General features: G+C 45.8%; 14 protein-coding genes, 1 tRNA gene and 1 other annotated feature. Of the genes, 11 read left to right on the forward strand and 4 right to left on the reverse strand.

All coding sequences use genetic code 11. From position 1 onward, the window contains the following. Positions 1 to 165: 165 nt before the first annotated feature. Positions 166 to 1,521, reverse strand: a complete 1,356-nt coding sequence (locus tag PY364_RS07815) for an inorganic phosphate transporter (protein WP_275521677.1) — start codon at positions 1,519 to 1,521, stop codon at positions 166 to 168. A 74-nt stretch (positions 1,522 to 1,595) separates the two neighbouring features. On the opposite strand from PY364_RS07815, the gene rplS reads away from it, so the two are divergent. From rplS to rplL, 8 genes are all read left to right on the forward strand, one after another. Continuing rightward, positions 1,596 to 1,979 (forward strand): 50S ribosomal protein L19, encoded by a 384-nt coding sequence (gene rplS / locus PY364_RS07820; RefSeq protein ID WP_275521678.1) that lies wholly within the window; start codon positions 1,596 to 1,598, stop codon positions 1,977 to 1,979. A 115-nt stretch (positions 1,980 to 2,094) separates the two neighbouring features. Beyond that, a tRNA-Trp gene (locus tag PY364_RS07825) sits at positions 2,095 to 2,167 on the forward strand. Between the two features lie 373 nt (positions 2,168 to 2,540). Beyond that, positions 2,541 to 2,771, forward strand: a complete 231-nt coding sequence (gene secE / locus PY364_RS07830; protein ID WP_275521679.1) for a preprotein translocase subunit SecE — start codon at positions 2,541 to 2,543, stop codon at positions 2,769 to 2,771. Beyond that, positions 2,768 to 3,403 (forward strand): transcription termination/antitermination protein NusG, encoded by a 636-nt coding sequence (nusG, locus tag PY364_RS07835; RefSeq protein ID WP_275521680.1) that lies wholly within the window; start codon positions 2,768 to 2,770, stop codon positions 3,401 to 3,403. Before secE ends, nusG begins: the two co-directional genes overlap by 4 nt. Further along, on the forward strand, positions 3,403 to 3,828 hold the full coding sequence (gene rplK, locus PY364_RS07840; protein WP_275521681.1) for a 50S ribosomal protein L11: 426 nt from the start codon (positions 3,403 to 3,405) through the stop codon (positions 3,826 to 3,828). The genes nusG and rplK overlap by 1 nt, the downstream gene beginning before the upstream one ends. Before the next feature lie 83 nt (positions 3,829 to 3,911). Next, positions 3,912 to 4,625 (forward strand): 50S ribosomal protein L1, encoded by a 714-nt coding sequence (gene rplA / locus PY364_RS07845; RefSeq protein WP_275521682.1) that lies wholly within the window; start codon positions 3,912 to 3,914, stop codon positions 4,623 to 4,625. Positions 4,626 to 4,667: 42 nt separating this feature from the next. Further along, positions 4,668 to 4,850: a sequence feature (ribosomal protein L10 leader region), on the forward strand. A 29-nt stretch (positions 4,851 to 4,879) separates the two neighbouring features. Beyond that, on the forward strand, positions 4,880 to 5,428 hold the full coding sequence (rplJ, locus tag PY364_RS07850) for a 50S ribosomal protein L10 (RefSeq protein WP_019487549.1): 549 nt from the start codon (positions 4,880 to 4,882) through the stop codon (positions 5,426 to 5,428). A gap of 114 nt (positions 5,429 to 5,542) precedes the next feature. Further along, positions 5,543 to 5,932: a 50S ribosomal protein L7/L12 gene (gene rplL / locus PY364_RS07855; protein WP_275521683.1), complete on the forward strand. Its 390-nt coding sequence runs from the start codon at positions 5,543 to 5,545 to the stop codon at positions 5,930 to 5,932. 123 nt (positions 5,933 to 6,055) lie between these two features. Here rplL and aroB read toward each other — a convergent pair whose 3' ends face one another. Continuing rightward, a complete protein-coding gene (gene aroB, locus PY364_RS07860) occupies positions 6,056 to 7,150 on the reverse strand; it encodes a 3-dehydroquinate synthase (protein WP_275521684.1) in 1,095 nt (364 codons plus the stop codon). A gap of 92 nt (positions 7,151 to 7,242) precedes the next feature. Here aroB and PY364_RS07865 point away from each other — a divergent pair, with 92 nt between their 5' ends. Further along, positions 7,243 to 7,344 carry a cytochrome b6-f complex subunit PetL gene (locus tag PY364_RS07865; RefSeq protein ID WP_019487116.1) on the forward strand — a complete coding sequence of 34 codons (102 nt, stop codon included), beginning with the start codon at positions 7,243 to 7,245 and terminating at the stop codon, positions 7,342 to 7,344. 246 nt (positions 7,345 to 7,590) lie between these two features. On the opposite strand, the gene PY364_RS07870 is transcribed toward PY364_RS07865, so the two are convergent. Then, positions 7,591 to 9,186 carry a B12-binding domain-containing radical SAM protein gene (locus PY364_RS07870; protein ID WP_275521685.1) on the reverse strand — a complete coding sequence of 532 codons (1,596 nt, stop codon included), beginning with the start codon at positions 9,184 to 9,186 and terminating at the stop codon, positions 7,591 to 7,593. Between the two features lie 217 nt (positions 9,187 to 9,403). Between PY364_RS07870 and PY364_RS07875 the strand changes: the two genes are divergently transcribed. Beyond that, positions 9,404 to 9,538 carry a hypothetical protein gene (locus tag PY364_RS07875; RefSeq protein WP_275521686.1) on the forward strand — a complete coding sequence of 45 codons (135 nt, stop codon included), beginning with the start codon at positions 9,404 to 9,406 and terminating at the stop codon, positions 9,536 to 9,538. Positions 9,539 to 9,702: 164 nt separating this feature from the next. Here PY364_RS07875 and PY364_RS07880 read toward each other — a convergent pair whose 3' ends face one another. Beyond that, on the reverse strand, positions 9,703 to 10,719 hold the full coding sequence (locus PY364_RS07880; RefSeq protein ID WP_275521687.1) for a glycosyltransferase: 1,017 nt from the start codon (positions 10,717 to 10,719) through the stop codon (positions 9,703 to 9,705). A 97-nt stretch (positions 10,720 to 10,816) separates the two neighbouring features. Here PY364_RS07880 and PY364_RS07885 point away from each other — a divergent pair, with 97 nt between their 5' ends. Next, positions 10,817 to 11,581 (forward strand): aldolase/citrate lyase family protein, encoded by a 765-nt coding sequence (locus tag PY364_RS07885; RefSeq protein ID WP_275521688.1) that lies wholly within the window; start codon positions 10,817 to 10,819, stop codon positions 11,579 to 11,581. The last annotated feature ends 67 nt before the right edge of the window (positions 11,582 to 11,648 follow it).

An 11,648-nucleotide genomic window follows, 5' to 3' on the forward strand; every position in this document is an offset into this window, starting at 1 on the left:
GGCTATGGGTTTCCATTTTGAAGGAAGTTATGATGATGTTATCTAATAGTAGTGCGTGGTTGGAGATTTGAAGATTTCCACCAAACTCGATTATTCTATTCCCTTCTTCCCCTTCTTCCCCTAGTCCTGAGCATCGTAGTCCCTAGCCCCTAGCTATACTCAGTATTAAATACCTAGAAAGAGGCGAGTTAGGCTGAAAATACCAGCCGCTAAAGCCGTAGCGATCGGGATCGTAATTACCCACGCTAAGCCAATTGACTGTAAAGTTTGAAATTTTACTGATTTCCAACTTCTGACAAGTCCGACTCCGACCACTGCACCAACTAAAGCATGGGATGTAGAAACGGGTAAACCTAAGCGGGAAGAGATTAAAACTGTAGTCGCGGTAGCTAATTCTGCACAGAAGCCACCGCTAGGCTGTAGTTCAATTATGCCTTCGCCAACGGTCGCAATTACTTTTTTGCCCCAGATGGCTAACCCTGTGACTATGCCTATACCTCCAAGCGCTAAAATCCATAGGGGAACATTGAAATCGTTTAGAGGAATGGAACCTGTGCGGCGAATGTAGGCGATCGCAGCTAAGGGTGCTACAGCATTCCCTACATCATTCGAGCCATGAGCAAAAGCCACAAAACAAGCACTTAGAACTTGAAATCGCCCCATTTGTCGCTCAATTAAGGAATTGGGAAGGGGAGAGGGGGAACAGAGGGGCAGAGGGGCAGAGGAGAGATTTCCGTCTTCCATCTCCCCCACTCCCCCGCTTCCCCTCTCCCCCTCTCCCCTTCCCAATTGCTGCCAACTGATGGTAGTCAGAGAAAAAGTGGCGATCGCACCCAGAAAAATGGCAATATCGTGAGTAGGTAAATTCCAACCTAACTGCTCTGAAACAATCTTTTGTAAAGGTATACTCAAAGTTGGCAGCACAATTACCCCAAAAATGCCCAACAGTGCTGCACTTAACCAGGGAATCCATTCCTGCAATTGCCTCAAGGGATCTGGGCGATCGAGAATCCCACGCTTTACTAAACTGTAAAATAAAGCCGCGATCGCACCGCTGACTACAGGCGTAACTAACCAAGTCAGGGAAATAATACCAATAGTTTGCCAGTGAACCGCACCAACTCCAGCCGCCACCGAACTAAAACCCGCGATCGCACCTACCACCGCATGGGAAGAAGAAACAGGTAAACCCCAACTGGTAGCGATTTGCAGCCATAAACCGCAACTCACCAACACCGATACCATACCAATTAAGAACACCTGTGGCATTGAAACGAAGGCCGCAGAATTAATAACACCCGTTGCGAGAGTTTCCGATACCCCTTGACCGAAAAACACGGCTCCTGTAAACTCCAAAATTCCGGCTATAATTATTGCCTGTCGCAAAGTCAGAGCTTTTGACCCTACCGATGTCCCCATTGAATTAGCAACATCATTCGCCCCCAAATTCGCGGCGAGATATAATGCCAGGAGTGCGATTGCTCCCAGTTGGAAAAAGTTAGCCCAAGAGACATCCAACATAAAAACTTGTTTAGACTTGATTTAGCGATCGCTTTTGCCATATCATAGTAGATTGTGAGTTTCGGCAAAATTTTATGAAATGTGCAGAGATCGTCCGCTCGATTGAGACGGAAGAAATCAATAAGCTCAAAGTAGAGCTCAAGAAAGAACTTCCTGAAATCCACGTAGGCGACACCGTGAAAGTCGGCGTGAGAATTGTAGAAAGCGGGAAAGAACGAATCCAACCCTACGAAGGTACAGTCATTGCCAAGCGCAACGGCAGCATCAACGAAACAATTACCGTCCGCCGAGTGTTTCAAGGCGTAGGAGTCGAGAGGGTATTTCTGATCCACTCACCCCGTATTGTCACGATCAAAATTATCCGCAGAGGGAAAGTGCGCCGCGCCAAGCTATACTATTTGCGCGATCGCGTCGGCAAAGCCACCCGAATCAAACAACGATTCGACCGACCCTTGTAAAAAATGGGGCTTGCCAAAATTGCCGACTACCCAATTTGGAAATTTTGCTTGCGTTCGCGATCGCATTCTGTTAGACTAGAAATCTAGAGGTTAACCCAATCAAGTCAAACCGGATGCGCTCTTAGTTCAGTTGGTAGAACGCAGGTCTCCAAAACCTGATGTCGGGGGTTCAAGTCCTCCAGGGCGCGCTGAATCACCAACTTTTTAAAGTTCTTCCCAAAAGCGCCGAGATTTATGGCTACATCAAGCCTAAATCGCCAACTTTTGGGTAGAATTAATTTTGTGGGCGATTCACTAAAAACGGCAGAAACAGACGCTTTGTTTCGCGTCTTAATTCTCAGTTGCGCCTGTAAGATCGCTGTTTTACACAAAACCAAAACAGTTCTAGTCAGGAAACATTGAGATTAACTGCCCGGATCAGCAGAAGCTCAATGCGCGGATTTGAGGTTTGGGATACATTGAGTGAGCCGTTTAGGTTTAAAGTCCTTAAACCTGCAAATCGCTCAAAGCATCTAAAATCTAAAATCTAAAAATCTAAAATCGCAAAGGGGATTAGCAATCGTGGCGAAGAAAGACGAAGCACAATTAGTAAAAGAAACAGCGCCTGGGTTCAACCCCACGAGTTTTTTCAAGGAAACTAAAGAAGAACTCGACAAAGTGGTTTGGCCCAGTCGGCAGCAGCTAGTGAGTGAGTCCTTTGCCGTAGTCTTGATGGTAATCCTCTCGGCAAGCCTAATCTACCTAGTAGATAACTTTTTTAATTGGGCAGCGGCACAGGTGTTTGCAGCATGACTTTTGCATCAGAAGAATCTCTGAATTCTACACAAAGGTCGGAGGCAGACGCGCCGGAACTTCCACCGACCGAAGCCCGCTGGTTTGCCGTTCAGGTAGCTTCCGGCTGCGAGAAACGAGTCAAAGCCAACTTGGATCAGCGGATTCAAACATTGGACGTGAACGATCGCATTCTTGAGGTAGAAATTCCTCAAACTCCTGCAATCAAATTGGGCAAAGATGGCGCACGTCGGCAGTCAGATGAAAAAGTCTTTCCCGGCTACGTCCTCATCCGAATGTTCATGGACGAGGAAACGTGGCAAGTTGTTAAAAATACCCCGAATGTGATTAACTTTGTCGGGGCAGAGCAAAAACGTCGCTATGGGCGAGGGCGTGGTCACGTCAAACCGTTACCTCTGAGTAATTCAGAAGTAGAACGGATCTTCAGACAAACTCAGGAAGCAGAACCAGTTGTCAAAGTTTCAATGGCAGCAGGAGATCACGTTGTGGTACTTTCTGGGCCGTTTAAAGACTTTGAAGGCGATGTGATTGAAGTCAGCCCAGAACGAAATAAGCTCAAAGTATTGCTCTCAATTTTCGGACGCGATACGCCCGTAGAATTAGAGTTTAATCAGGTTCAGAAACATAGCTAATGGCAAAGAAAATTGTTGCGGTAATTAAGTTGGCGATTACGGCGGGAAAAGCCAACCCAGCACCTCCGATCGGCCCAGCCTTGGGTCAGCATGGTGTCAACATCATGATGTTTTGTAAGGAGTACAACGCTAGAACTGCCGACCAAGCAGGTCTAGTGGTGCCGGTAGAAATTTCCGTGTTTGAAGACCGGAGTTTTACGTTTATTCTCAAAACCCCGCCAGCGTCGGTGCTAATTCAAAAAGCAGCCGGCATTCCCAAGGGTTCAGGCGAATCGAACCGCAAAAAAGTCGGCTCGATTACCCGAAGTCAGCTACGGGAAATTGCGGAAACAAAAATGCCAGACCTCAATGCTAATGACATTGATTCCGCGATGAAAATTGTGGAAGGAACGGCTAGGAATATGGGCGTAGCGATCGCAGATTGATCCTTCAATCTCAAATCCAAAATCTAAGTAAAATCAATTATGGGGGAGAGGCAGAGCTTCGCTAACAACCCCAGGAGAAAAAAATGGCAAAAAAAGAGTCTCGCAGAATTAAAGAGCTCAAAAAGAAAGTAGAAGATAGGGTTTATCAACCACTGGAAGCCCTAGAACTCCTCAAAGAAACAGCAACGGCTAAATTTCCCGAAGCTGCTGAGGCACATATCCGCTTAGGAATTGACCCTAAATATACGGATCAGCAGTTGCGGACAACCGTATCGCTACCCAAAGGAACTGGTCAAATTGTCCGCATTGCGGTAATTGCCAAGGGTGAAAAAGTTAAAGAAGCCTTAAATGCGGGTGCAGACATTGCTGGTTCTGAAGAATTAATCGATGAAATTCAGAAAGGCATGATGGACTTTGACCGCTTGATTGCTACACCAGACGTGATGGCACAAGTGGCAAAATTGGGCCGCTTGCTAGGCCCTCGCGGTTTGATGCCTTCTCCAAAAGGTGGTACTGTCACCTTTGATTTGGCACAGGCGATCGAAGAGTTTAAAGGTGGTAAGCTAGAATTTAGAGCCGATCGCACAGGCATTGTTCATGTCATGTTCGGCAAAGCAGCTTTCTCTGCTGAAGACTTACTCGTGAACCTACACGCTTTGCAAGAAACCATTGAGCGCAACCGTCCTTCTGGTGCGAAGGGTCGCTACTGGCGCACAATGTATGTATCAGCAACGATGGGCCCGTCAATTCAAGTTGACATCAGTGCTCTGCGCGATCTGAAACTTGATGCAGCGTAATCGTTAATGGTTAACAGTTAACCGTTAACAGTTAACGAATACAAATACAAATCAAATAAGCCATAGACAGCAGGTGTTAACACCTTAATTTCCTGCCGAGGCTAAGAAAGTAAAAACTTAAAATTAAGTAAAAGTTAAAAATTTTTAATTTTTAATTTTTAATCTCTAATTTTTAATTTTTATTTCCTTACCCCGGCTTGAAAGTCGGGGTTTTTGATTGGCAGTTTGGGATTTTTAAAGGAGGTGAGACAAGTATGGGCAAAACTGTAGCACAGAAAAATGAAATCATTACTGAACTCAAGGACAGCTTGAGTCAGTCGCAACTGGCAGTCATCATTGACTATCAGGGGCTATCTGTTGCGGAAATCACAGATTTGCGTCGTCGTCTGCGTCCAAAAGGTAGCAGTTGCACAGTGACGAAAAACACGCTGATGCGAATTGCTGTTGAGGGCGACGCGAAATGGCAACCGATGCAGGAATTACTGAAAGGTGCTTCTGCTTTAGTGTTTGTCAAAGAAGATATCAGCGGCGCGATTAAAGCTTACCAAGAGTTCCAAAAAGCTTCTAAGAAGAGTACTCTTCGCGGCGGCGTGATGGAAGGAAAGCTTTTAAAAGAAGCTGATATTAAAGCGCTGGCGGATCTTCCGTCTAAGGAACAACTCATGGCTCAAATTGCTGGTGCTATCAATGGTGTGGCTACCAAGCTGGCTGTGGGTATCAATCAAGTTCCTACTTCTATCGCTCGCGGCCTCAAGGCTTATGCCGAAAAGGAAGGCGGCGAAACAACTGAAGCATCTGAGTAAGTTGCTAGTAATAGCAAATCACAGCTAACAGTTAACAGTTAACAGTTAACAGTTAACAGTTAACAGTTAACAGTTAACAAATTCAAATCCAAAATCGAACTAGGAGTTCAACAAATGTCTGCTGCAACCGATCAAATTCTCGAACAACTCAAATCCCTAACTCTGTTGGAAGCTTCCGAATTGGTGAAGCAAATTGAAGAAGCCTTCGGCGTTAGCGCTGCGGCTCCTGTGGGCGGTATGATGATGGTTGGCCCTGGTGCTGCCGCTGCTGTTGAAGAGGTAGAAGAGCAAACAGAATTCGATGTGATTCTCGAAGAAGTTCCTGCTGATAAGAAAATCGCTATTCTTAAGGAAGTGCGGACTATTACCGGTTTGGGTCTGAAGGAAGCGAAGGACTTGGTAGAAGCTGCACCGAAGGCAGTTAAGGAAGCGATCGCAAAGGCTGCTGCTGAAGATATCAAGAAACAGTTAGAAGCCGTCGGAGCGAAAATAGCTATCAAGTAATTAACTTGATAAGTATTAGCATCTTTCTTCGCCCTCCTTTTTTAAGGGGGGTTTTTTGAGTCGATCGGGACTTAGGCAAAATCCCACAGGAGTTACGCACACTTTACGGATGCCCGATCGCGACTACCCCATTCTTCCCAACACCAACCTAATTACATCAGCAGTTACCCGATCCGTAATTGTCACCACACCAATCTGGGTAGGCAAAATAAACCTTACTTTGCTATCTTGTACCTTCTTATCAGTTTGCAAAGTCTCTAAAATTTCCTCAATATCTAAACCTGATGGCAACTTTACAGGCAAACCTGCCTTTTGAATCAAAGCTAATTGTCGGCGATCGCACTCACTATCCCACATCCCCAACTCTACCGCCAATCCACTCGCGGCTACCATCCCAATCGCCACCCCTTCACCGTGATTTACTACCTTATAACCAGTTACACTTTCTATGGCATGACCAATAGTATGACCGTAATTTAAAATCGCTCTTAATCCCGATTCTTTTTCATCTTTACTTACCACATCAGCCTTAGCTTGGCAAGACTTACTTAAAATTTCTGGTAACAAATCGGCTGGAAAATAACGCATTTGATCTAATCGTTTGCACTTTTCTAATTGTGCAAATAACTCTGCATCCCAAATTACGCCATACTTAATAACTTCCGCCATCCCTGCACGCAATTCTCGCGGTGGTAGAGTCTTCAAAACCTCTGGATCGATTAATACTAATCGCGGTTGATGAAAAGCACCAATTAAATTTTTACCTTGGGGATGATTAACGCCAGTTTTGCCACCAATGGAAGCATCAACCATTGCTAGCAGAGAAGTTGGCACTTGCACCACATTAATACCACGCAGCCAAGTTGCGGCCGCAAAACCTGCCATATCGCCAACAACGCCGCCTCCCAAAGCGATAATAGTTGAGGAACGTTCGAGGCGATGTTCCAAGGCTGAATTGTAAATTCTTTGGAGACCAGTTAATGTTTTATATTGTTCGCCTACGGGGAGGATATGGCTGGCGACTTCAAAACCTGCTTTTTGTAAAGATGCGATCGCCTTTTCCCCATAGTGGCGAAATATCATCTGGTTAGACACGATTAAGACTTTTTTGCCTAAATTTAGAGCTCCCACCTGCGTGCCGAGTTCGTCTAAACCGCCAGATGCGATCGCAATATCGTAAGATTGCGGCCCTAAATCAACACGAATAACTGACTGCATGGTAAAAACCTAAATCTTAATATCCCCTTTGGGGTGTATTGTAGCGCACACCATGTTTCAATGGTTGTTATTGATTTTATGGAGCAATGTAAATGACTATCAGTGGAGCAATAGCTTATTTTGTGATGTTCGGCGGTATGTTGGGTGTTGCCACCGTACTTTTGTTTGGTTTGCGTGCAGTTAAGCTGATTTAATAAATAACTCCAGGCGAATAGAATTCGCGGCTACACAAACGAAGTCCGCCTGCGCGGACTGTAGAAATGCAACCCGCGTAGGCGGGTTTTATCTGTGTAGATGCGGTTTCTAACCCTTTCTTGGCGAATAGAATTCGCGGCTACACAAATGAAGTCCGCCTGCGCGGACTATAGAAATGCAACCCGCGTAGGCGGGTTTTGTCTGTGTAGACGCGGTTTCTAACCGTCACCTTTCTTTCTTTCAACTTACGCGATCGCGCGTTCTTTTTCCTCAGCAGGTGTAACTATTTCCTGCTGTGGTTGTTGCTTTTCGCTGGCTAAATACTCAACCAATTGAGCATCAATTTCATCCCGCACAATTTGGCGGTATTCTAAGAAGTGTTCGTTATGAGCGCAAACTGTCAAATAATGCTCCCAGACAGCAGGATTGCGCTTAATAATACTGAACAAATGATGCCAGAACATCCAGCGAGTATTACGCTTAATTCCTTGTCGCCAAATGACGATACAAAGAGCTCGTAAGTCAATTAACTCAGGCAGTTTAAACGGCTTTTTCACCTTCGGCGCACCTAACATTAAGAAGTGTCGATAAGTGCGATCCAAATATTTTTTCGGATCGTAAACATCACAAAATGCCTCGACATATTCCCGCGCAATATCTTCTAAAGGTCGCGTGGGAATAAAATTCATTAAAGTTGTCTGATTCAAATTACCAGCTTTACCGCGCAACCGTCCTTCTTTTTCTAGTCTGTGCCACAAAGCTGTATGAGGTAAAGCTTGCAACATTCCAAAAGTTGTGCTAGGAATTGCCGCTGCTTCCGCAAACCGCACAATTCGCGAACCCGCACCCGGTTTTTCGCCATCAAAACCAATAATAAATCCAGCCATTACGCGCAAGCCAGATTTAGTAATTGCCTCCATTGATTCTACTAAAGAATTCCGAGTATTTTGGAATTTTTTAGTCATTTGCAAGCTTTCTTCGTCAGGGGTTTCAACTCCCACAAATACGGCATTAAAGTTGCATTCTGCCATCAAATCCATCATCTCTTGATCTTGAGCTAAATCTATGGATGCTTCGGTGTTGAAAACAAAGGGATATTGGCGTTCTTCTTGCCAAACTTTTAAATCTTTTAACAACAGTTTGACGTTGCGTTTATTGCCGATGAAATTGTCATCTACCATGAAAACGCCGCGCCGCCAACCTAATTGATAGAGGCATTCTAATTCTGCTAGCAGTTGTTCTGGAGCTTTTGTGCGGGGTTTGCGACCGTAGAGTACGATAATATCGCAGAATTCGCACTGGAAGGGGCAACCCCGCGAAAACTGGATGGACATTGAATCGTAGGCGTTTAGTTCCAGCAAGTCGAAACGGGGGACGGGGGTGGTGGTAACGTCGGGTTTTACGCCATCGGATCGGTACATTCCGCTGGTTTCACCACGCGCAATCGCCTCTACGAACATTGGTAAAGTGATTTCGCCTTCGTCTAAAATCAGGTAATCTACCCCTGCTGCTTGGGGTTCCTCTGGTAGGGAAGTCGGGTATGGCCCCCCACAAGCGACTAATTTGCCACGCCGCTTAGCTTCGCGAATTTGGGCCAGTAAGTCCTCTTTTTGGACGATCATCGCGGAACAAATGACGAGTTCGGCCCATTGCCATTCATCTTCTGTTATGGCTCTAATGTTGCGATCGACTAATTTGAATTCCCACTCTTGGGGAAGGATGGCGGCGACTGTGACTAAACCCAGAGGGGGTAGCAATACCTTACGGTTGACGAGTTCTAGGATTTTTTCGTAAGACCAAAAGGTTTTGGGAAATTCGGGATAAACCAGTAAAACTCGCATGATTAAACTCCTCACACTGGGATTTATTAAGTAGAAGGAAGAAGGAAGAAGGAAGAAGGAAGAAGGAAGAAGGAAGAAGGAAGAATGCTTATACAGTCGGCTTTTTAGTCATCTGTATTTTACGTTAAATTAGGTGGATTTACTTAGCAGGATTTAGAAGGCTGACTTAAGGTTAGCGCGATTGGGTTTTTTTGAGTAACTATAATATGGCGGGAATATGGCGGGATTTGGATTTTATATGTCTTTTGGGGTGCGGGTGCAGGAGAAATACATCAAAATTTTGCGATCGCTAACATTGAAAGTCTATACCATTAGCCGTAGGGTGGGCGCGGCGATCGCCCGTTCCGACTAGAAAAAATATCCTCAAGTCGTAACGCCCACACTACAAGGATTTAGTCTAACTTATAAAGCCCTCTTTTAAGAGCCTTTGGGCGATTGACTGCGTAAGTCCTATGTTAGTCCGCGTAGGCGGACTTCGTTTGTGTAGTAGCGGTTTCAACCGCCTAACTATTCTAGCTATTCCTGAATAGCGGCTTCCGTTGAAGTTGTTGCTTTATATTCGATCAATTTACTCGGTCGTCGCAATAATCTACCTAAGTGAAACTGGATCTGACCCTGTAGTTGAGGAAATTTCCCCAATGTGCAAAATATTGCATAAAGGGCCGCTACTTTTTTTCCTAAACTACGCTGCTGCATATAAGTATAAATCCGATAGGTCAATAACGGGTAAGCGCTCAATAGTAACAAACTCCAACCATGAGTTAGCCAGATTCCAGCCAATGCTAATACTGGCAAAATTAACCCCCAAAACCAAATACTACGGCTTTCTTTTACCCAGTGACGTTCGGGTTCCTTTCCGTGTAACCAGGCTCCCTCAGCGTAGGCGTAGCCAGCTCTCTGAGAACGTTTCCACCACTGTCGAAAAGTGGTAATTTGCGCGTCGTGGAGGGTCATTTCTGCGTCTAAGCGGAGGATTTTCCAACCTTTTTGGCGCGATCGCAAACACAATTCTGGTTCTTCCCCTGCAATTAAACCAGGATTGAACCCCCCTACTGCTTGGAAGGCTTGAACCCTCATCAAAGCGTCACCACCGCAGGCTTTGGCTTCGCCAACGGGTGTATCCCATTCTATGTCGCACAATTGATTATAGATGGATGCTTCCGGGAAGCGTTCGCGTCTGCGACCACAGGCGATCGCGACATCTGGTTGAGATAGCAGTTCTTGATAGGCGCGATCAATCCATCCTGGCACTAACTCGCAGTCGCCGTCAATAAATTGGACAAATTCGACTTGGGGAAATACTTGTAGCAGATGTGCAAACCCTGCATTCCGCGCGCGCGCAGCGGTAAAGGGTGCAGACAAATCGAGTTCGACAATATCCGCAGATAGCGATCGCGCTAAATCTACACTCCCATCAGTCGAACCCGAATCAACATAGACTGCGATCGCCACATTACCTTGAGCCGATAGCAAACAGCGACGGAGGCGATCGCCTTCATTGCGCCCAATTACAACTAATCCGACTAAATTCAAAATTCACCTCTTAAAAAATTTAATACCAGTATTGAAAAATAATTTTACTTCCTCCAGTCATGGTAATGTTTTTCCTTCTTCCTTCTTCCTTCCTCCTATGCGTCCAAACCACCTCAAACGCAAACTCAAACAAGGCGAAATAGTCCTTGGCCCATTTATGAATTGCGCCTATCCCGCCTTCATCGAAATCTGCGGTCATGCAGGATTTGACTTCGCCATAATTGACATGGAACACGGCCCCCTCAACCCACTCGTCGCTGAAGACCTCTGCCGTGCAGCAGACTGTGCAGGAATCGCCCCCATCATCCGCGTTCGCAAAAACGACGGGCCCCAAATTCAACGCGCCCTAGACATTGGTAGCGCAGGAGTCCAAGTTCCGCAAATCGAAACCAAACTCGACGCAGAAAGGGTTGTCCAAAACGCCAAATATAGCCCCCTCGGTACGCGGGGTCTTTCATTCGCGACGCGGGCCGGACTTTACACCGCCGCAGGTACAGGCATCACCGATGAACTTAATAAAGAATCCCTAGTAGTGATTCACATTGAAGGCAAACGCGGCATTGATAACCTCAAAGAAATCGTCAACGTTCCCAATCTTGACGTAATTTTTCTCGGCCCTTATGACATTTCCCAATCTCTCGGCATTCCCGGCCAAGTCCGAGACTCCCGCGTAATTGAATTGATGGAAGCAGCAGTAAAAACCATTCGCAACGCAGGCATTGCTGCTGGCACTTTTGCCGATAATCCTGAAATAGCCAAACAGTGGATTGATGTAGGAGTTCAGTACATCGGCCTCGGCGTAGACGTGGCAATTTTCCTGCGGGCCTGTCAATCATTGGTTAAAGCCGTGCGGAATTTCTAAGTAGGTAGAAATAAATAAAGACTTAGAACTTACGCAAAACCATCAGTAACGCCGCCATCTTGGCGGT

It is taken from the genome of Kamptonema sp. UHCC 0994, from assembly GCF_029167235.1.
Taxonomy (GTDB): Bacteria; Cyanobacteriota; Cyanobacteriia; order Cyanobacteriales; family Microcoleaceae; genus Kamptonema.

What these genes read in the sequence shown, in the direction of transcription:
- PY364_RS07815 (WP_275521677.1), bottom strand. Translation starts at nt 1,521, where the DNA reads ATGTTGGATGTCTCTTGGGCTAACTTTTTCCAACTGGGAGCAATCGCA.
- rplS (WP_275521678.1), top strand. Translation starts at nt 1,596, where the DNA reads ATGAAATGTGCAGAGATCGTCCGCTCGATTGAGACGGAAGAAATCAAT.
- nusG (WP_275521680.1), top strand. Translation starts at nt 2,768, where the DNA reads ATGACTTTTGCATCAGAAGAATCTCTGAATTCTACACAAAGGTCGGAG.
- rplK (WP_275521681.1), top strand. Translation starts at nt 3,403, where the DNA reads ATGGCAAAGAAAATTGTTGCGGTAATTAAGTTGGCGATTACGGCGGGA.
- rplA (WP_275521682.1), top strand. Translation starts at nt 3,912, where the DNA reads ATGGCAAAAAAAGAGTCTCGCAGAATTAAAGAGCTCAAAAAGAAAGTA.
- rplJ (WP_019487549.1), top strand. Translation starts at nt 4,880, where the DNA reads ATGGGCAAAACTGTAGCACAGAAAAATGAAATCATTACTGAACTCAAG.
- rplL (WP_275521683.1), top strand. Translation starts at nt 5,543, where the DNA reads ATGTCTGCTGCAACCGATCAAATTCTCGAACAACTCAAATCCCTAACT.
- aroB (WP_275521684.1), bottom strand. Translation starts at nt 7,150, where the DNA reads ATGCAGTCAGTTATTCGTGTTGATTTAGGGCCGCAATCTTACGATATT.
- PY364_RS07865 (WP_019487116.1), top strand. Translation starts at nt 7,243, where the DNA reads ATGACTATCAGTGGAGCAATAGCTTATTTTGTGATGTTCGGCGGTATG.
- PY364_RS07870 (WP_275521685.1), bottom strand. Translation starts at nt 9,186, where the DNA reads ATGCGAGTTTTACTGGTTTATCCCGAATTTCCCAAAACCTTTTGGTCT.
- PY364_RS07875 (WP_275521686.1), top strand. Translation starts at nt 9,404, where the DNA reads ATGGCGGGATTTGGATTTTATATGTCTTTTGGGGTGCGGGTGCAGGAG.
- PY364_RS07885 (WP_275521688.1), top strand. Translation starts at nt 10,817, where the DNA reads ATGCGTCCAAACCACCTCAAACGCAAACTCAAACAAGGCGAAATAGTC.